At 67.4% G+C, this 17,742-nt stretch carries 14 protein-coding genes; 7 read left to right on the top strand and 7 right to left on the bottom strand.

Features of this window, described 5'->3' with window-relative positions; translation table 11 throughout:
* Positions 1-75 precede the first annotated feature (75 nt).
* Complete coding sequence (locus C1930_RS15165; RefSeq protein WP_108756944.1) at positions 76-813, bottom strand: 16S rRNA (uracil(1498)-N(3))-methyltransferase; 738 nt, start codon at positions 811-813, stop codon at positions 76-78.
* Positions 804-2,195: an adenosylmethionine--8-amino-7-oxononanoate transaminase gene (bioA, locus tag C1930_RS15160; RefSeq protein ID WP_234412675.1), complete on the bottom strand. Its 1,392-nt coding sequence runs from the start codon at positions 2,193-2,195 to the stop codon at positions 804-806. The genes C1930_RS15165 and bioA overlap by 10 nt, the downstream gene beginning before the upstream one ends.
* Positions 2,196-2,272: 77 nt before the next feature.
* On the opposite strand from bioA, the gene nudE reads away from it, so the two are divergent.
* The 4 genes from nudE to C1930_RS15140 are packed head-to-tail and all read left to right on the top strand — an operon-like array spanning position 2,273 to position 4,809.
* Positions 2,273-2,836 carry an ADP compounds hydrolase NudE gene (gene nudE, locus C1930_RS15155; protein ID WP_108750809.1) on the top strand — a complete coding sequence of 188 codons (564 nt, stop codon included), beginning with the start codon at positions 2,273-2,275 and terminating at the stop codon, positions 2,834-2,836.
* Positions 2,833-3,636: a 3'(2'),5'-bisphosphate nucleotidase CysQ gene (gene cysQ / locus C1930_RS15150; RefSeq protein ID WP_108756942.1), complete on the top strand. Its 804-nt coding sequence runs from the start codon at positions 2,833-2,835 to the stop codon at positions 3,634-3,636. The genes nudE and cysQ overlap by 4 nt, the downstream gene beginning before the upstream one ends.
* 13 nt (positions 3,637-3,649) lie before the next feature.
* Positions 3,650-4,483, top strand: coding sequence for a nucleoside triphosphate pyrophosphohydrolase (mazG, locus tag C1930_RS15145; RefSeq protein ID WP_108756941.1), 834 nt, complete (start codon positions 3,650-3,652; stop codon positions 4,481-4,483).
* Positions 4,480-4,809: a YnfA family protein gene (locus C1930_RS15140; RefSeq protein ID WP_108756940.1), complete on the top strand. Its 330-nt coding sequence runs from the start codon at positions 4,480-4,482 to the stop codon at positions 4,807-4,809. The genes mazG and C1930_RS15140 overlap by 4 nt, the downstream gene beginning before the upstream one ends.
* Before the next feature lie 202 nt (positions 4,810-5,011).
* Here the strand turns inward: C1930_RS15140 and C1930_RS15135 are convergent, their stop codons facing one another.
* Genes C1930_RS15135 through C1930_RS15115 form a run of 5 tightly spaced genes read right to left on the bottom strand, consistent with a single transcriptional unit; the run spans position 5,012 to position 11,906 of the window.
* The gene (locus tag C1930_RS15135; RefSeq protein WP_108772096.1) at positions 5,012-6,199 is read right to left on the bottom strand and encodes a GDSL-type esterase/lipase family protein; all 1,188 of its coding nucleotides are present in this window, start codon (positions 6,197-6,199) and stop codon (positions 5,012-5,014) included.
* 18 nt (positions 6,200-6,217) lie between these two features.
* Positions 6,218-6,970: a glucose 1-dehydrogenase gene (locus C1930_RS15130; RefSeq protein ID WP_108753884.1), complete on the bottom strand. Its 753-nt coding sequence runs from the start codon at positions 6,968-6,970 to the stop codon at positions 6,218-6,220.
* A gap of 42 nt (positions 6,971-7,012) precedes the next feature.
* A complete protein-coding gene (locus C1930_RS15125; protein WP_108756938.1) occupies positions 7,013-8,317 on the bottom strand; it encodes an MFS transporter in 1,305 nt (434 codons plus the stop codon).
* Positions 8,314-10,542, bottom strand: coding sequence for an oligoalginate lyase (locus C1930_RS15120; protein WP_108772095.1), 2,229 nt, complete (start codon positions 10,540-10,542; stop codon positions 8,314-8,316). Before C1930_RS15120 ends, C1930_RS15125 begins: the two co-directional genes overlap by 4 nt.
* Entirely contained in the window at positions 10,539-11,906 is a 1,368-nt protein-coding gene (locus C1930_RS15115; protein WP_234412674.1) for a polysaccharide lyase 6 family protein, read from the bottom strand. The genes C1930_RS15120 and C1930_RS15115 overlap by 4 nt, the downstream gene beginning before the upstream one ends.
* A gap of 313 nt (positions 11,907-12,219) precedes the next feature.
* Between C1930_RS15115 and C1930_RS15110 the strand changes: the two genes are divergently transcribed.
* From C1930_RS15110 to gcvT, 3 genes are all read left to right on the top strand, one after another.
* On the top strand, positions 12,220-15,105 hold the full coding sequence (locus C1930_RS15110) for a TonB-dependent receptor (protein ID WP_108772093.1): 2,886 nt from the start codon (positions 12,220-12,222) through the stop codon (positions 15,103-15,105).
* A gap of 102 nt (positions 15,106-15,207) precedes the next feature.
* On the top strand, positions 15,208-15,951 hold the full coding sequence (locus C1930_RS15105; protein ID WP_108772092.1) for a FadR/GntR family transcriptional regulator: 744 nt from the start codon (positions 15,208-15,210) through the stop codon (positions 15,949-15,951).
* A gap of 654 nt (positions 15,952-16,605) precedes the next feature.
* On the top strand, positions 16,606-17,718 hold the full coding sequence (gcvT, locus tag C1930_RS15100) for a glycine cleavage system aminomethyltransferase GcvT (RefSeq protein ID WP_108772091.1): 1,113 nt from the start codon (positions 16,606-16,608) through the stop codon (positions 17,716-17,718).
* The last annotated feature ends 24 nt before the right edge of the window (positions 17,719-17,742 follow it).

The following is a 17,742-nucleotide window of genomic DNA, read 5'->3' as shown; positions in this document are numbered from 1 at the left end:
ACCTTGGTCGGCACTGCTTCGCCGCCCTTGGTAGGTGCCGACCTTGGTCGGCACTTCGCTCGCGGAACGCGCCCCTTACCCCAGATCCCCCAACCGCGCCTGCAATGCCGCAATCGCGGCCAGGCCGGCGGTTTCCGTGCGCAGGATCCGCGGCCCCAGCTGCAGACCCTGGAAACCGGCCTGGGCCAGCTGATCGCGGTCACGCGGCGACCAGCCGCCTTCGGGCCCGATGGCGATCACCACGCCCCCCGCCGGTGCGGCCTGCAGCGTGGACAGGCGGTGGCTGCCCAGCGGGTCCAGGGTCAAGCGCAGGGTGTCGGTCGGCAACGCTGCCGTTGCCTGTGCCAGCGACAGCGGCGTGCCCACCGCCGGAATGCGTGCACGCCCGGACTGGCCACAGGCCGAGGTCACCACGTTGTTCCAGTGCGCCACGCGCTTTTCCGCGCGGGCGGCGTCCAGCTTCACCTCGGTACGCTCGGCATTGACCGGCACGATGGCGGCCACGCCCAGTTCGGTGGCCTTCTGCAGGATCAGGTCCATCTTCTCGCCGCGCGCCACGCCCTGCAGCAGGGTGATGGCCAGCGGCGATTCGTTGCCGACGGCCTGCACGCTGTCGATGCGCACCTGCACCTCACGCTTGCCGGCCACGGTCAGCACGGCGCTGTAGTCGTGGCCATCGCCATTGAACAGCACGCAGGTATCGCCTTCGTGCAGTCGCATCACCCGTACCAGGTGGTTGGCGGTGTCTTCGGGCAGCGTCAGGGTCTGGCCGCTGTGCAGCGGCAGGTCGATGGGACAGCGGGTCACGCGCATGCAATTGCCTCGTCGATGGCTGCCAGCGTGGTGTGGGCCAGCAGTTCCAGTTGTTCGTCGTCCACACAATACGGTGGCATCCAGTACAGCACATCGCCCAGCGGGCGCAGCACCACGCCGCGCTTCAGCGCCGCCTTGTAGGCGTGCAGGCCCAGCCGCAATGCCGGCTCGAACGGCGTGCGGCGATCGCCGTTGCGCGACAGTTCAAACGCCACCACCATGCCGGCCTGGCGTACGTCGGCCACGTGCGCATGGTCGGCCAGCGGCGCGGCCAGGGCGCCCATCACCGAGGCGATGCCGCGGTTGCGCGCAATCACGTCCTCGTCGCGGAAGATGTCCAGCGTGGCCAGGGCGGCCGCGCAGGCCAGCGGGTTGCCGGTATAGCTGTGCGAGTGCAGGAACGCGCGCTCGCGTGAATCGTCCAGGAAGGCGTCGTACAGCGCCTGCGTGGCCAGCACCGCGGCCAGCGGCAGGAAGCCGCCGGTCAGGCCCTTGGACAGGCACATCAGGTCGGGCATCACCCCGGCCTGTTCGCAGGCGAACAGGGTGCCGGTGCGGCCAAAGCCGGTGGCGATCTCATCGGCGATCATGAACGCACCGTGCGCGTCGCACAGCTCGCGCACCCGTTTCAGATAGATCGGGTCGTGCATGCGCATGCCGCCGGCGCACTGCAGGCGCGGTTCCAGGATCACCGCGCAGATTTCGCCCGGGTGCTGGTCGAACAGCGTGGCCAGGCCGTCGGCGGCCTGCAGGGCGCGCTCAGTGGCGCTCTGCCCGGGCTCGGCCAGGTAGGCATCGGGCGAGGGCGCGAACAGGCCCTCGGCCAGCAGCGGCGCATACACGCGGCGGTACAGCGGGATATCGCCCAGCGCCAGTGCGCCCAGGGTTTCGCCGTGGTAGCCGTTCTCCAGCGCGATGAAGCGCGTGCGCCGGCGCTCGCCGCGGTTCTGGAAATACTGGAAGGCCATCTTCAGCGCCACTTCCACCCCGGCCGAGCCGTTGTCGGCGAAGAACACCTTGGCGAGCGGGTCGCGCCCGGCCTGGCGCGGCGCCAGCGCCAGCAGGCGCTCGGCCAGGCTGATCGCCGGTTCATGGCTGAACCCGGCCAGCATCACCTGTTCCAGCTGCCCGGCCTGTGCGGCAATGGCGCCGCCGATGCGCGGTTCGGCGTGACCGAACAGGTTTGTCCACCAGCTGCTGACCGCATCCAGGTAGCGGTTGCCGTCGTGATCGATCAGCCAGGCGCCCTGGCCGCGCGCGATCGGCACCAGCGGCAGGGTGTCCGGGTGCTCGCGCATCTGCGTGCAGGGGTGCCAGAGCACCTGCAGGTCGCGTTGCCGCCACTGCCGGGCCAGCGGGGAAGGGGTTGGGTCTGCTAGCATTTCGGGCTCATGAACATGTTGCTGCCTGCCCATTCTATCGGCCCCGGCGCGCGCGCCGCCCGCCGTGGAGAGTCCGAATGACCGATGACCGCGCCAGCCGTCGCCTGCCGATCATCCATCGGATCACCGACGAGGAAAACGGCCCGTTCCAGCGCCAGCACCTGGACCTGGAGTTTTCCAATGGCGAACACCGGCGCTTCGAGCGCCTGGTCAGCCGCGGCCATGGCGCGGTGGTGGTGGTGCCGATGCTGGATGACCAGACCGTACTGCTGGTGCGTGAATACGCCGCCGGCGTACACCGCTACGAGCTGGGCCTGGTGAAGGGCCGCATCGATGCGGGCGAAACCCCGGAACAGGCTGCCGACCGCGAGCTGAAGGAAGAGGCCGGTTACGGTGCGCGGCGCGTGGATGTGCTGCGCGCGATGACCCTGGCGCCGACCTACATGAGCCACCAGTCCTGGCTGGTGGTGGCACGCGATCTGTACCCGGAAAAGCTGGCCGGTGATGAGCCCGAAGAGTTGGAAGTGGTGCCGTGGAAGCTGGCCGAGCTGGACCAGTTGATGCTGCGCGAAGACTTTTCCGAAGGCCGTTCGCTGGCCGCGCTGTTCATCGCGCGGCAGTGGCTGCAGGCGGCGCGATGATCAAGCTGACCACCGAACTGCGCGAGACCGCCATTGCCATTGCCCAGGAAGCCGGGCAGGCGATCATGCAGGTCTACAGCAGCGGTTTCGACGTGACCCTGAAGGCCGACGACAGCCCGGTCACCGCGGCCGACCTGGCCGCCGACCGTGTCATCCAGCAGGGCCTGCGCCAGCTCACCCCGGATCTGCCCATCCTTTCCGAAGAATCGGCGCTGGTGCCCTGGGAACAACGCCAGCACTGGGGCGCTTACTGGCTGGTCGATCCGCTGGACGGCACCCGCGATTTCGTCAAGCGCAACGGCGAGTTCAGCGTCAACATCGCGCTGATCTACCAGGGCGCACCGGCGTTCGGCGTGGTGCAGGCGCCGGTGACCGGCATCGTCTGGCACGCCATGCGCGGCGAACTGGCCTACCGCCGCCAGGGCCTGCACGACACCGTGCTGCGCACGCGCAGCCCGGCGACCACGCCGCTGCGGGTGGCGGCCAGCCGTTCGCACCGCTCGCCGGAAACCCTTGCGCTGCTGCAGCGCATGGGCGACATCGAAACCGTGGTGCAGGGCTCGTCGCTGAAATTCTGCCGCATTGCCGAAGGCGGGCTCGACGTCTACCCGCGGCTGGGGCCCACCTCGGAATGGGACACCGCCGCCGGCCAGTGCGTGCTGCACGCCGCCGGCGGTGCCGTGCTGTCGGCGCGTACCGGCAAGCCCTTCCGCTACAACCGCCGCAGCACGCTGCTCAATGGCGATTTCATCGCCCTGGGCGACACCAGCCTGCCGTGGCGCGACTGGTTGACCGACTGAACCTGGAGGCTGCATGAGCGATACCCCCACCGTCGGCAGTGCCGCCAGCACCGAACTGGAGCGCCTGCTGGGCATCATGGCGCGCCTGCGCGATCCGCAGGGCGGCTGCCCGTGGGATCTGCAGCAGGATTTCAGCACCATTGCGCCGTACACCATCGAAGAGGCCTATGAAGTAGCCGATGCCATCGATCGCGGCGACTTCGATGATCTGTGCGATGAACTGGGCGACCTGCTGCTGCAGGTGGTGTTCCATGCGCGCATGGCCGAAGAGCAGGGCAGCTTCGCCTTCGCCGATGTCGCCCGCGCGATCAGTGACAAGATGCAGCGCCGCCACCCGCACGTGTTCGCCGATGTGGACGTGGACGACGCCGATGGCGTGATGCGCAACTGGGACGCGATCAAGCGTGCCGAACGTGCGGCCAAGGGTGACCAGGATGGCTCGGCCCTGGCCGGCATCTCGCGCGGCCTGCCCGAATGGCAGCGTGCGGTGAAACTGCAGGCACGTGCCGCGCGGGTCGGCTTCGATTGGCCGGGCCCGTTGCCGGTGCTGGACAAGGCCGCCGAGGAACTGCAGGAACTGCGCGAGGAATTCGAGCGCGGCGATGTTGCCGGCAACAAGGCACGGCTGCAGGAGGAACTGGGCGACCTGCTGTTCGTCTGCGCCAACCTGGCCCGCCATGCCGACATCGACCTGGGCGCGGCACTGCGTGGGGCCAACCACAAGTTCGAGCGACGCTTCCGCGCCATGGAAGCGCAGGCCGAGGCACAGGGGGAAGCGCTGGCGGGGTTGGACCTGGATGCGCAGGAAGCCCTCTGGCAGCACGCCAAGGCCGCGGAAAAAGCGTGAAAACGCTGGGTCTGTTCCTGCTGACCGCGCTGGCCGAGATTGTCGGCTGCTATCTGCCGTGGCTGTGGCTGCGCAAGGGCGGCAGCGCATGGCTGCTGCTGCCGGCGGCGGCCAGCCTGGCCCTGTTCGCCTGGCTGCTGACCCTGCACCCCACCGCCAGCGGGCGCGTGTACGCCGCCTATGGTGGCGTGTACATCGGCACCGCGCTGTTCTGGCTGTGGCTGGTCGACGGCATCCGCCCCAGCCGCTGGGATCTGCTGGGCGCCGCCCTGTGCCTGGCCGGCATGGCCGTGATCATGTTCGGCCCGCGCGCCGCCGCCCCGTGAACGGTAGAGTCGAGCTTGCTCGACTGCCTCTGCTCTTCCGTAGAGTCGAGCTTGCTCGACTGCTCTTGCTGGAATCAGTCGAGCAAGCTCGACTCTACAATGCAGGGGCAGTCGAGCAAGCTCGACTCTACCAAAGCGTTGAAGCAGTCGAGCAAGCTCGACTCTACCGAAGCGTTGAAGCAGTCGAGCAGGCAACAGCGGTTCAACGCGGGGGCTGGCAGCCCAGCATGCCCAGGTCGATCGCTTCGGCCATGCGCCGGTAGCCCTCATCATTGGGATGCAGGTGGTCGCGGGTGATGTCCGCCGGCAAGGCTTCCGGCGCCGCCGGGTCACGCAGCGCCGCGTCGAAATCGACCACGCCATCGAAGCCGGTGTCCTTGCCGCGCGCCCACTGGTTGATGGCCGTGCGTGTCGCTGCCGACACCGGCTCGTAGCGCTCGGAACCACCAAACGGGGTGAGCGTGCCCAGCCATGCGCGGATGCCGTGTGCCTGCAGCCGCGCCGCCACCTGCCGGTAACCCAGCAGCATGTCCGCTGCGTTGCGACCTGGCAGCGGCTTGGCGCCCCCGCCGTTGCGGATGTCATTGATGCCTTCGAACAGGATCACCTGATCGGCATCGGCCACCGCGATCACGTCGCGATCCAGTCGTGACAGCGCGCTATGGCTGCGGCCGTGGTCCAGCAGTTTGTTGCCGCTGATGCCCTGGTTGAGCACCACGAAACGGTCGGGGCAGGCCTGTTGCAGGCGCTCGCCCAGCCGCTCGGGCCATTGGTTGAACGAGCCGCGCCGGGCGGTGGCCCCTTCGGTGATCGAATCGCCCAGGGCCACGATCACCTGCGGTCGGTCGGCGCGTTGCACCAGTACCGCGGAAAACACGTTCTGCTGGTAACTCACCTTCACCGCATCGGCCACACTGGCCTGCGGGCCATCCACTACCCGCACCACCGTGCGGCGCACGGCCGGCCGTGTCGGCTGCGGGAACCACGCGGTCACGCTGATTTCCTGCAGCGCGCCCAGCCGCAGCGGCAGCGGATCGCTCAACAGCGCTGCGCCCACCGGCACCTCGATCGCGCTGCGTCCATCCACCGTCACCGCCAGCGGCGCAGCCTTTCCACCCTTCAATTGCACGCGCACATCTTCCACGCGCAGCGGCGTGGTGCCCAGTTCGTTGCTGATGCGCAGCCGCAGTGCTTCGCCACGGCTGCCCACGCGCATGTCCTGGCGCACCGTCTGCGCGGCGAACTGCACCGGCGCCTCGGCCGTGCCGTCCTTGCGGTCCGGTGCAGGTGACGCGGTCCAGGCGGTCACCCAGACCGGTGCGGCCTGGGTGGTGGGGGCGGCCACGGCAGCGCCGAGAGCCAGCGAAAGCAGGGTGATCCAGCGCTGCATGGGAAGGGTCCGCTCAGGTCAGGAGAAGTAGGTGCCGCCGTTCACATCCAGGTTCGCACCGGTGATGAAGGCCGCTGCGTCCGAGGCCAGGAACACCGCCGCATCCGCCGCCTCTTCCGGCACGCCCTGGCGGCGCAGCGGGGTCGCACCGGCTACCGCCGTGCGCACTTCCGGCTTGGTGAATTCATCGTGGAAGCGGGTGGCGATCATGCCGCAGCACAGCGCATTCACGCGGATGCCCTTCGGCCCCAGTTCCTTGGCCATGGCGCGGGTGAAGGTCATCACCGCCGCCTTGGCCGTGGCATAGATCGAAGCGCCCGGGCCGCCGCCATCGCGCCCTGCCTGCGAGGCAAAGTTCACGATGGCCGCGCCTTCGCCCATGTGCGGCACCACCGCGTGGGTGGTCAGGTAGGTGGAGGTGAGGTTCAGGTCCATCACGGTGTGGAAGAACGCCGGGTCGATGTCGGCCAGCGGGCGGCGCTGCACCATGCCGCCGGCCACGTTCACCAGCAGGTCGATGCGCTCACCGAACGCGGCCTGGGTGGCGGCCACCAGGCCGGCCACCGCAGCGGCGTCGGTCACGTCGGCGCGGTGCACGATGGCCTGGCCACCGGCGGCCTGGATGGCGGCCAGCGTGTCCTGCGCGCTGGCTTCGTCGTTGGCGTAGTTGATGCACACGCGTGCACCGGCGGCGGCCAGCTTGATCGAGACGGCGCGACCGATATCACGGCCACCACCGGTGACGATGGCCACCTTGTCCTTGAACGACATGCGGGAAACTCCTTGGTTTGCGGGGGAATGAAAAACGTGGGCTCAACGGCCGGGGCGGTCGAGCTTGTGGATCGGGCCGGTCCACCACCACAGCGCAGCCAGCGACAGCGGCACCAGGGCGGCGACAAGAATGAAAATGGGCGCGTAGGAATGGCGGGTCAGCACCGGCACCAGCCAGGTGGTGATCAGGGTGCCGGCCACGGCGGCCAGCCCACCCAGGCCGGCCAGGGTGCCCACCGAACGACCATCGAACAGATCGCCCGGCAGGGTCTGGATGTTGCCGATCGCCACCTGGAAGCCGAACAGCACCGCGGCAATGGCCAGCACCGCCAGCAGCGGCTGGTTGGCCAGCACTGCGCCCAGCAGGGCCGGGGCCATGATCACGCAGCCCAGCGAGATGGACAGCTTGCGCGCGCGGTCCACGCTGTGCCCGGCGCGGATCAGGCGCCCGGACAGCCAGCCACCGCTCAGGCTGCCCAGCATGGCGCCGACGAAGGGCACCCAGGCGAACAGACCGATCTGCTTGATGTCAAAGCCGAACGTTTCGGCGAGGTAGATCGGCAGCCAGGAAACGAACAGCCACCAGATCGGGTCCAGCAGGAAGCGGCAGGCCAGCATGCCCCAGCTCTGCCGATGGGCAAGCAGCGCACGCACGCTCACCTTCGGCGCGGCCACTGCCTGCTGCCCGGCCTGGTCTTCCTGGATCAATCGGCGTTCGGCGTCGCTCACCCAGGGGTGCTTGTCCGGCCCGGCGCGGTAGACGAACAGCCACGGCAGCAGCCACAGGAAGCCGATGGCACCGACCAGCACGAAGGTGCCGCGCCAGCCCAGCCACAGGTACAGGCCGGCGATGGCCGGTGCCGAGACAATCGCGCCTACCGACGCACCGGCGTTGAACACGCCCTGCGCCAGCGCCCGTTCGCGCGCCGGGAACCATTCCGCATTGGCTTTCACCGCGCCCGGCCATGCACCGGCCTCGCTGATGCCCAGCATCGCGCGCACCAGGCTGAAGGACAGGATCGAATGGGTGACTGCATGCAGGGCAATCGAGATCGACCACACGCTGATCGACAGCGCAAAGCCCAGCCGCGTGCCGATCATGTCGAACAGGCGGCCGAACAGGAACTGGCCGGCCGCGTAGAACAGCATGAACACCGTTACCAGCAGCGCGTAATCATCCTTGGTTGCGCCCACTTCCTTGGCGATCTCTGGCCACATCACCGCCAAGGCGTTGCGGTCGATGTAGTTGATCACCGTGGCCACGGCAATCAGGCCGACGATCAGCCAGCGCACCGCCGAACGTACCGGCACCTTGCGCAGGGTGGATACCACCGCCGGGCCGTTCATCGCGCGTCACCCTTGCTGCGGTCCATGCGCGCGTGGCTGCCGCTCCAGCGGTAGGCGTGGCCATCAACGGTCACGCTGTGCTCGCCCTTGGCGGTGCTGTCGTCGGCCACGCCCAGGGCGATGCGGGCGCCGCTGGCCAGGCGCAGTTCAATCACCTCGGCATCGCTGCCACGGCTGCGCACGATCTCCTTGATGCGGCTGTCGGCGCCGTGCACGTATTCGGCGGTGCCGTTGTACTCGCCATGCGGCTCCAGCACGCTGTAGAAGGTCACGTCCTTCTGCCCTTCCACGCGTTGCAGCAGGGCCGGCTCGCGGCGCAGGTTGAACTCCGGATCGTTGGCGCCGCTTTCCACCAGCAGGGCTTGTGCTGGCGCACTGCTGCCGAAGCGATAGGTGTAGAAGCGCCCATCCAGCAGCCAGGCCAGCGTGCGCGGTTCGCTGCCGGCCTTGCTGCGCGCATCCAGCCACAGGTGCTGGTAGCCGTTGTCGCTGCCCAGCACCGGGCGCTGCGCCGGGAAATGCTCGGCCTCGAAGCCGGTGGTGACGATGTGGCCGTTGAAGTGCAGCGGCAGGTCGTAGCGCGCGGCCTTGTCGCCGTGCACCTGCAGCAGGTCCAGCACCACCGGCAGGCCCAGTTCAGGATGGCGCAGCAGCGCCTGGGTGCGGGTGAACACCACGCCGGGGTAGGCATCGCGCATGCTGGCCGAGGCAATCTGCGTGTCGGCGTCGGCCTGGAAGAAGCGCACCTGCGGTGCATGCTCTTCGCCGCGCTTCCAGTCGCCCTTGAAGTGGCTGGTCTCGTTCACCACCAGGGTGTTGTGGGCCACGGTCTGCTTGGCCCAGCTGCGGTTCTCGGCCAGGTAGATGCCGCCGCGCTTGGCTTCCACGTTCAGGAAGCGGGCCGCGCCGTAGTCGGTCACCACCGGGTTGCCGTTGTCGTAGAACAGCCAGTTGAGCTTGTCGAAATGCCCATGGCCCATGCCCTGCATGGTGTCCTTCTGCACCAGTGCCTGGCCGCGCTCACCGTTCATGCGCAGGATCGCCAGGCCACCGCGGTCGCCGGCCGGGCCATCGCGCAACAACAGGGGCCGGAAGTCGAAGGGCTTGGCCTTGTTGGCCGCCAAGGCCTGCGCCACCTGCAGGCCCTCGGGCGAAAGCAGCAGCCGTTTCTGTTTCTGCGCTACCGACAACAGGCGATCATCGCCGCTGCGCGCATAGGCAATGCCGATGCCGGCCACCAGTTCTTCGGTGTCGATGCCCTTGTCCAGGATCGCATCGTTGATCGGGAAGAACAGGCCGTCATAGCTGGTCTGCACCAGCACATCGACCGCCTTCAGCAGCACGCCATCGCGGCGCTGGAAGATCTTCCGCTGCGGTTCGTTGCGTTCGATGGCATTGGCGAACAGCAGGAACGGCGCCAATGCATAGCGCTGGTAGTACGGGCCTTCTTCGTAATAGCCATCGGGCGAGAACAGCAGGTCGACCTGGCGCAGGAAGCCGAACTGGTCATTCTTCTGGCTGCCGCGCAGCGATTTCTCCACCAGTTCCTGGTCACGCAGCACATAGCCGGTCATGCCGGTGGCCGCGACCGCCCAGGTCGCATGGTTGTGGATCTGGTCGTAGTTCTTCGGCTCGCTTACCAGGAACTCGGCCATCGGCCGGAACACCTGCGATTCGATGGTCTGGCGGTCGGCGGCGGGCAGCGCATCGCGGATCGCGTCGTAGCCCTGGATCGCGTTCACCAGCCACACCGAATCGTTCAGCACCTGCCAGAACACGCGGCCGGGAATCTGTCCGCGGCCTTCGGGGTGCGGGCCCAGGGTGGGGTAGAGCTTGGCGTACTGCAGCAGCATGTCGCGCGCGTAGTCGACATAGGCCTTGTCACCGGTCAGCCGGTACAGCGTGCCGGCCGCCAGCAGTGCCTGGTAATTGCGCTTGTGCTGTTCGTGGGTGCGGCCGCCGCCCTTGTCCTTCGGCACCGGCACGTCGATGCCGGCCTTCATCATCTTCTTCAGCGTTTTTTCCGCACGCGCCTGCTCCTTGGCGAACCAGGGGTAGCGGCTGCCCTCGCTGGCCATCTGCTGCCATTGCGCAGCGGTCACCAGCACCGGTGCGGTGTCGGCTTGGCGTGCGCTGGCCGCCGGTGCCGCCTGCAGCGGCAGGGCCGGCATCACGGCAGCGGGCAGGGCCAGGGCCAGGGAAACGAACAGCGGCTGCAACCTCATCGATCAACTCCGGTGTTGGTGCGTGACAGGGCAACCTCGCCCACCTTGGGGTACCAGTCCACCCCGGTTGCTTCGCGCGCGGTCATCGTCAGTGCCGCCTCGGCACCCACGGCCGGCAGGGCAGGGCTGGGCGCCCACAGGCCGCTGGCGGCCTGTTGCAGGGTGACGGTGGCGCTGGCCACCCCGCCGGGAAACACCGTGCTGGCCTGCGGTGACTGCACGTTGCCGGCGAAGGTGATGCCCGCCAGCGAACTGGCGGCGGTGGGCGGATTTTTGCTGTTGCGGTTGACGATCAGGTTGGCGCTGAAGCGGCTGTTGCTGGCGGCCACGTCCAGGCCCTTGGCCGGATCGTGGCCGACGCCGAAGCTGATTCTGGCCACATCGACGAAGGTGTTGCGGCTGATCGTGGCGTTCACTACCGGCGCGTAGCCGGACAGTGGCGGGTTGGCCTGGGCGTCCATCACCGCCAGCGCGGCGCGGTTGCTGGAACCGGCCAGGCGCTCGAAGTAGTTGTTGCTGACGGTCTGGTCGGCGTTGATCACGCGCACGCCGCCGGTACCGGCCTTGTCATCGCCCAGGAACACGTTGTCCAGTACCCGGTTGCCGTTGCCATGGCGCAGGGTGAGCGCACCGGCCGAACGGTAGAACACGTTGCCGCGATAGGTATTGCCGCCGGACTTGTTGCTGATGATCTCGGTTTCGCCGTCGCAGCCTTCGAACCAGTTGTTCTCGATGGTGCTGTTGGAATCGCTCAGCGAGGTATCGCTGGTGCCCACGCGTATCGTCTCGCCGCCGTTCACGCCCAGCGCCGGACGCGGCCCGAACCAGGTGTGGTCGATGCGGTGCTGGTTGTCCAGGCCCTGGCTGGCATCGCGCACCACCACCACGGTCGGGCCGGCATTGGTCTTGCCGCGCAACTGGCTGTGGTCCAGGCGGTTGTGGCTGCCGTACAGCGATACCCAGTAGTCCTGGTCGCTGGCATCGGGGTTGCTGTAATCGTCGATCACCAGCCCGGTCACCCGGCTGTGGGTGGCCACGGCCTTGCTCGATTCGCGGAAGGCCACCACCGAATCCCCGGGGGTGTAGCCATCGCGGAACACCAGGTTGGACACCTGCAGGTAGCTGCCCGCCAGGCGAAGGTCGGAGCGGCCGCTCAGGATCACCTTGCCCGGGGTCTGTGCGCGCAGCACGATCGGCGCCGCCGCCGTGCCCTGTCCCTTCAGCAACAACCGGGTATCGGTCCAGGTGCCATCGGCCAGCACGATCTCGTCACCGGGCTGCAGCGCTGCGGCCGCGGTGGTGAACTCGGCGGCGTCGTGCACCAGCCAGCTGGCGGCCTGCGCCGAAAAAGTGGACAGGCACATTGCCAGTCCAGTGGTCAGGCAGGAAACCGAAAATGGTTTGGAACGGCGGTGCGGTAGCGATAAGAGGCGCATGCGAACCTTCCAGGGACAGTGTGAGTGTCGTTTCGGGGCGGGTATGTATACCACTTCGAGGTCTTTTGTAAGCCAGCTTTCGCGCAAAGTCATGCTGCATCAGCACATAAGTTGACCGTGAATTGGTCTGAAACAAAGGTATTAAGAAAAACCCAGTCCAATTGGTTGACAACTTGCCATCGGCGTGCCGAAGCTGCGTCCCACGCCTGCCATCCAGGCGATCCTTTGGGAGGAGGAGACCATGCGGCGAACCGCCGGAGCAGTACGCAACACCTCGTTGTGCCCCACGCCACTGATCGTGGCACTGCTGGCAGCGCTGGCGGCCGTGCCCACCGTACAGGCGCAGTCGGCCGCGCAGGACCAGGATGCGACCACGCTGGACCAGGTGCAGGTCACCGGCATCCGCGAATCCATGCAGAGTTCGATCAACAAGAAGCGCGACGACACGGTCATTGCCGATGTGCTGTCGGCCGATGACATCGGCGATCTGCCGGCACCGTCGTTGGCCGATGCCATCGAAACCCTGACCGGCGCCGCGTCCACCCGTGACAAGACCGGCGCTTCTGAAATTTCGATCCGCGGCCTCGGCGCGTTCCTCAGCAGCACCAATTTCAACGGTCGCGAGATCACCAACGGCAGTGGCGATCGTTCGGTGAACTTCAACATGTTCCCGGCCGAGCTGGTCAACACGGTGGCCATCTACAAGACCCAGCGTGCGGACATCATCGAGGGCGGCGTGGCCGGCACCATCGGCCTGGAGACCGTACGTCCGCTGGAATATGGCAAGCGCGCGGCGCAGATCGACCTGCGCGGCAGCTGGGCCGAGTATGACAAGAAGTACCGCGACGACGATGGCATCGGCTACCGCGGCACCGCCAGCTATATCGATCAGTTCGAATTCGGCGATGGCCAGAAGCTGGGCATCTCGCTGGGCTTCCAGCGGCTGGACGGCACCGACCCGGAAGAAAGCATCACCAGCGGCTCCACCTGGTACGCCTGCAACGGCGCGCAGAACGTGGCCAACGCCAACTGCAACGAAGTGAGCGCGCAGGCCATCGCCAACGGAGCGCCGTACTACCTGGTGCCCAGCAGCCGCATCTACCGCTTGAAACAGGAACGCAACGACCGCCAGAGCGAGTTTGCCGCGATCCAGTGGCGGCCCAACGATGTTGTCGAGCTGAACGTGGACTTCGAGCATACCGACCGCAACTGGTATGAGAACCGCAGCGACCTGAGCCTGTCCAACGCCCGCCGCGGCATCACCCAGCGCGAGGTGGACGAGAACGGCATCGTGCGCCACCTGCACGGCAGCACTTCCATCGATTCCACGTCCAACCGCTACTGGCGCGGCGAGGAGTACACCGGTGGCGGCCTGAACCTGATCCTCCGGCCCAGCCCGGCCTGGGAACTGACCACCGATCTTTCCTACTCGCACACCAACCGGCTGGACAGCGAGCGCATGACCCGCCTGCGCGCCAACCAGCGCGACGTCAACAACGCCGTGGTGCCCGGCATCAGCAGCGGTGCCACCGGCTACGTGGACTACGACTGGGATTGGCACGGCGAGGTGCCCAGCATCGCGCTGGCGCCCAACTTCGATGTGAACAACTGGGATGCGTATTCGGGCGCGGCGCGGGTGACCTCCAGCGCCACCGAGAACGATCACAAGATCAAGGCCGGCCGCTTCGATACCAGCTTCACGCCCGAGTCGGGCTTCTTCACCCGCATCAAGGGCGGGCTGCGCGCCAGCCAGGCCGACTACCGCCTGCGCGACAACACCCTGGTGACCGACTACGACCAGCGCGTGGCCGCCGACAAGGCGAAGATCATCGCGGCGAACAAGGCGTGCCGAGCGCCGTTCCCGCAGGACGACTTCATGGACGCCTCCAGTGGCAACACGATCTCGTCGTGGGCGTACTTCGATCCGGACTGCCTGTACCAGTCGTTCCGTGGCAGCCTGGCCAGCGGCCTAGATCCGGATTTCCAGGATCCCAACAACGTCGATGTCACTGAAAAGACCCGCGCGCTGTACCTGATGGGCGAATTCAGCAGCACCCTGCTGGGCCTGCCGGTCAGCGGCAACGTCGGCCTGCGCTGGGTGAAGACTGATGTGCGTTCCGAAGGCGTGCGCACCGATCTTGTGGTGCTGGACAACGGCGATGGCACCCTTCGCCTGCAGCCCACCGGCAACTACACCACGCAGGCGTTCAAGGCCGGAAATGACAAGCTGCTGCCCAGCCTGAATGCCGCTTTCGAACTGCAGCCGGACCTGCTGCTGCGGGTGGGCGCCTACCGGGCGATGTCGCGTCCGGATATCGCCGCGCTGGGGGCAGGGCGCACCATCAATGTCAGCAGCGATGCCACCTACAGCGACCTGGCCGACGCGCTGGATGACATCAGTGCCAGCGGCAACCCGGCCGCGCAGCCGTTGATGTCCTGGAACGGCGATCTGTCGCTGGAGTGGTACCCGAACCCGGACACGATGCTGGCCGGTGCGGTGTACTGGAAGCAGTTCAACGGCGGCACCGCCACCGCGCTGGTGCCGGAAACCTACACCCTCAACGGGCAGACGGTGACCGTACCGGTGCGCCAGCAGGTCACCACCGATGAGGACAGCACGCTGACCGGCTTCGAGCTGACTGCCACCCACCGCCTGTCCTATCTGCCCAAGCCGTTCGACGGGCTGGGCTTCAAGGTCAGCTACAACTACGCCGATGCCGACTACCAGACCCAGGATTCGCGGTTGGGCGAGCAGGTAGCTGCCGATGGCAGCATCATTCCCGCCATCGTGCCGCCGGCCGGGCTGAGCGGTTTCTCGCGGCACGTGCTGTCCGGCTCGATCTACTGGGACGTCGGCCGCTTCAACATCCAGGCCATCGGCAAGTTCCGCTCGCACTACTACCAGGATTTCACCGGCAACACCGCGCAGCAGAACCGCTACTACGATGACAACACCAGCGTGGACCTGCGCATGCGCTACCGGGTCAGCAAACAGCTGTCGCTGTCGTTGGAGCTGATGAACCTGACCAACGAACCGCGCGTGGCCTACCAGCCGCTTTACGGCAACTTCCGTGAAGTGGTGAGCTACGGGCGACGCGCGTATTTCGGTGTACGATACAAGTTCTGAACAGGGCGGCGCGGCCACAGGTCGCGCCGTCGCTCCAACCGGACCCGCACCGCGCACGGTGGCCCGGGACGGGCCCGGAGGGAACCGCCAAGGGTCAGCCGCATGTCCGCCAACCGTCTCTACCAGACCATCGCCGCCAAGCTCCGCTCGTTGATCGAGGGCGGTGAATTCCCGCCGGGTTCGCGCCTGCCGGGCGAGCGTGAGCTGGCCGAGCGTTTCGGCGTCAGCCGGGTGACCATCCGCGAAGCCGAGATCGCCCTGGAAGCGCAGGGCTGGATCGCCATCCGCATCGGTTCGGGCGTCTACGTGAAGCCGCGCCCGGCGCAGGCCAGCGGCGGCCTGCCCGATGTCAGTGCCTTCGACCTTACCGCCGCGCGTGCCGTGTTCGAGGCCGAAGCAGCGGCGCTGGCGGCCGGCAACATCGATGACGCCGGCATCGCCGAACTGCAGGTGCTGGCCGATGCGCTGTGCCGGCGCGATCTGACCGATGCCGAGGCAGGGGACTTCGATCGTCGTTTCCACCTGACCATCGCGCGGTTGTCCGGCAATCCGGTGGTCGAATATTTCGTGCAGCAGATCTGGCGCATGCGCAGCGAGCTGCCGCGGGTGACCGAGGTCTATGCGCGGGTCTGCCATGACGACGGCGCCAGCCGTGCCGACGAACACATGGCCATTTTCGAAGCACTGCGCAGCCGCGATCCGGTGGCGGCCCGCAATGCCATGCGCCACCACTTCCAGCGCCTGTTCGAGGCGATGCTGGCAGCGACCGAAAGCCAGGCCCTGGAAGAAATCCGCCGCCGCACCCAGCAGGACCGCGAACGGTTCCTGGCCACCACCCGCATCTGAGGGTTCCAGCCAACGGCGCAGCCCCTCGTGGGGTGGCCGGCGGTGGAGTCGACTGGCATTGCGAGCCGGGTCGGGCGGGTTGGGTTCGCGGGCGACGCCGTGAATCCGTCCCTGGAGGCTTGGCCGCGGCATCCATGCCGCGGACACCCCCGCGAACCCAACCCGCCCGACCCCCGACAGTTTCCGTGCGCGTCCAGCCCACGTAAGAAAGATAAAGAGCGAAAAGCAAAAGCCAGCTCCACGGGGGTCGGATCCCTTTCCGCAGGAAAGGGCTCCGACCCCTCTCCATATATATGTCGACATCCAAATCCGCTCTTGCCCTTGCCTTTGCCGTCCGTCACCGGTGAACCCGGAAGGGTGGGGTGGTGTGGGGTGGCGGGACCGCAGGCGCCATGGATGGCGCCTACGAGCCCCCATGGACGGGTTTACGGCGTGTCCCGCCACCCCACACCGCCCCGCCCAAGCCGAATCAACCCAGAGCCGAAGTGCTCTGGCTGTGGCTCTGGCTCTGCGCTCTGGCGTATAGAAAGCGCCGCCGGCCGCAGGCCGGCCCAACACACACACACACACGCCCCCCGCTGCGCTGCGGCACGCCTGCCGCCGACCGATCTGGGATAATGCGTGTTCTTGTTTCCTCTGCTGCCGGACCCGGTCATGACCCAGAAGACGCTGCTCAACGATACCCACCGCGCCCTCGGCGCCAAGATGGTCGATTTCGGGGGTTGGGACATGCCCATCCACTACGGCTCGCAGCTGGACGAACACCACCTGGTGCGTCGCCAAGCCGGCGTGTTCGACGTCAGCCACATGACCGTGGTCGACCTGCGCGGCGAGCAGGCCAAGCCGTTCCTGCGCCGCCTGCTGGCCAACTCCATCGACAAGCTGAAGGTGCCGGGCAAGGCCCTGTACTCGTGCATGCTCAATGCCCGCGGCGGCGTCATCGACGACCTGATCGTCTACTACCTGGCCGACGATTTCTTCCGCATGGTGGTCAACGCCTCCACCCGCGAAAAGGATCTGGCCTGGCTGCGCGAACAGGCCGCACCGTTCGGCGTAAGCGTGGAGCAGCGCCCGGACCTGGCCATCCTGGCCGTGCAGGGCCCGCAGGCCCGCGACAGCGTCGCTGGCCTGGTCGGCGGCGCCGACCGCGAGGCGCTGGCCAAGCTCACCCGTTTCGCCGCCCTGCAGGTCAAGGCCGACGACGGCGTTGAACTGTTCGTTGCCCGCACCGGTTACACCGGCGAAGACGGCTTCGAGATCCTGCTGCCGCAGGACGCGGTGGTCGCGTTCTGGAACCGCCTGATCGACGCCGGGGTGAAGCCGGCTGGCCTGGGCGCGCGTGACACGCTGCGTCTGGAAGCGGGCATGAACCTCTACGGCCAGGACATGGACGAAGAGATCAGCCCGTATGAAGCCGCGCTGGCCTGGACCGTGTCGCTGGACGAAGGCCGCGACTTCATCGGCCGCGATGTGCTGGAGGCGCAGAAGGCCGCCGGCACCGCGCGCCAGATGATCGGCCTGGTGATGGACGAGAAGGGCGTGCTGCGCCACGGCCAGGCGGTCACCACCGCCAGCGGCCAGGGCGAGATCCTGTCCGGCACCTTCTCGCCCAGCCTGGCCAAGGGCATCGCGTTTGCCCGCGTGCCGGCAGGCGAACTGGGCCAGGTGACCGTGGACATCCGCGGCCGCCAGGTACCGGTGCGCGTGGTCAAGTTCCCGTTCGTGCGCGAAGGCCAGGCCCAACCGGGCGTGCTTGTCGACGCGTGATGCGAACGTGCCGGTCGTCACTGA

The organism is Stenotrophomonas sp. SAU14A_NAIMI4_8 (assembly GCF_003086695.1).
Classification (GTDB): Bacteria; Pseudomonadota; Gammaproteobacteria; order Xanthomonadales; family Xanthomonadaceae; genus Stenotrophomonas.
Note: the sequence above shows the minus strand (reverse complement) of the source record. Positions and strands in the feature narration are given on the sequence as shown.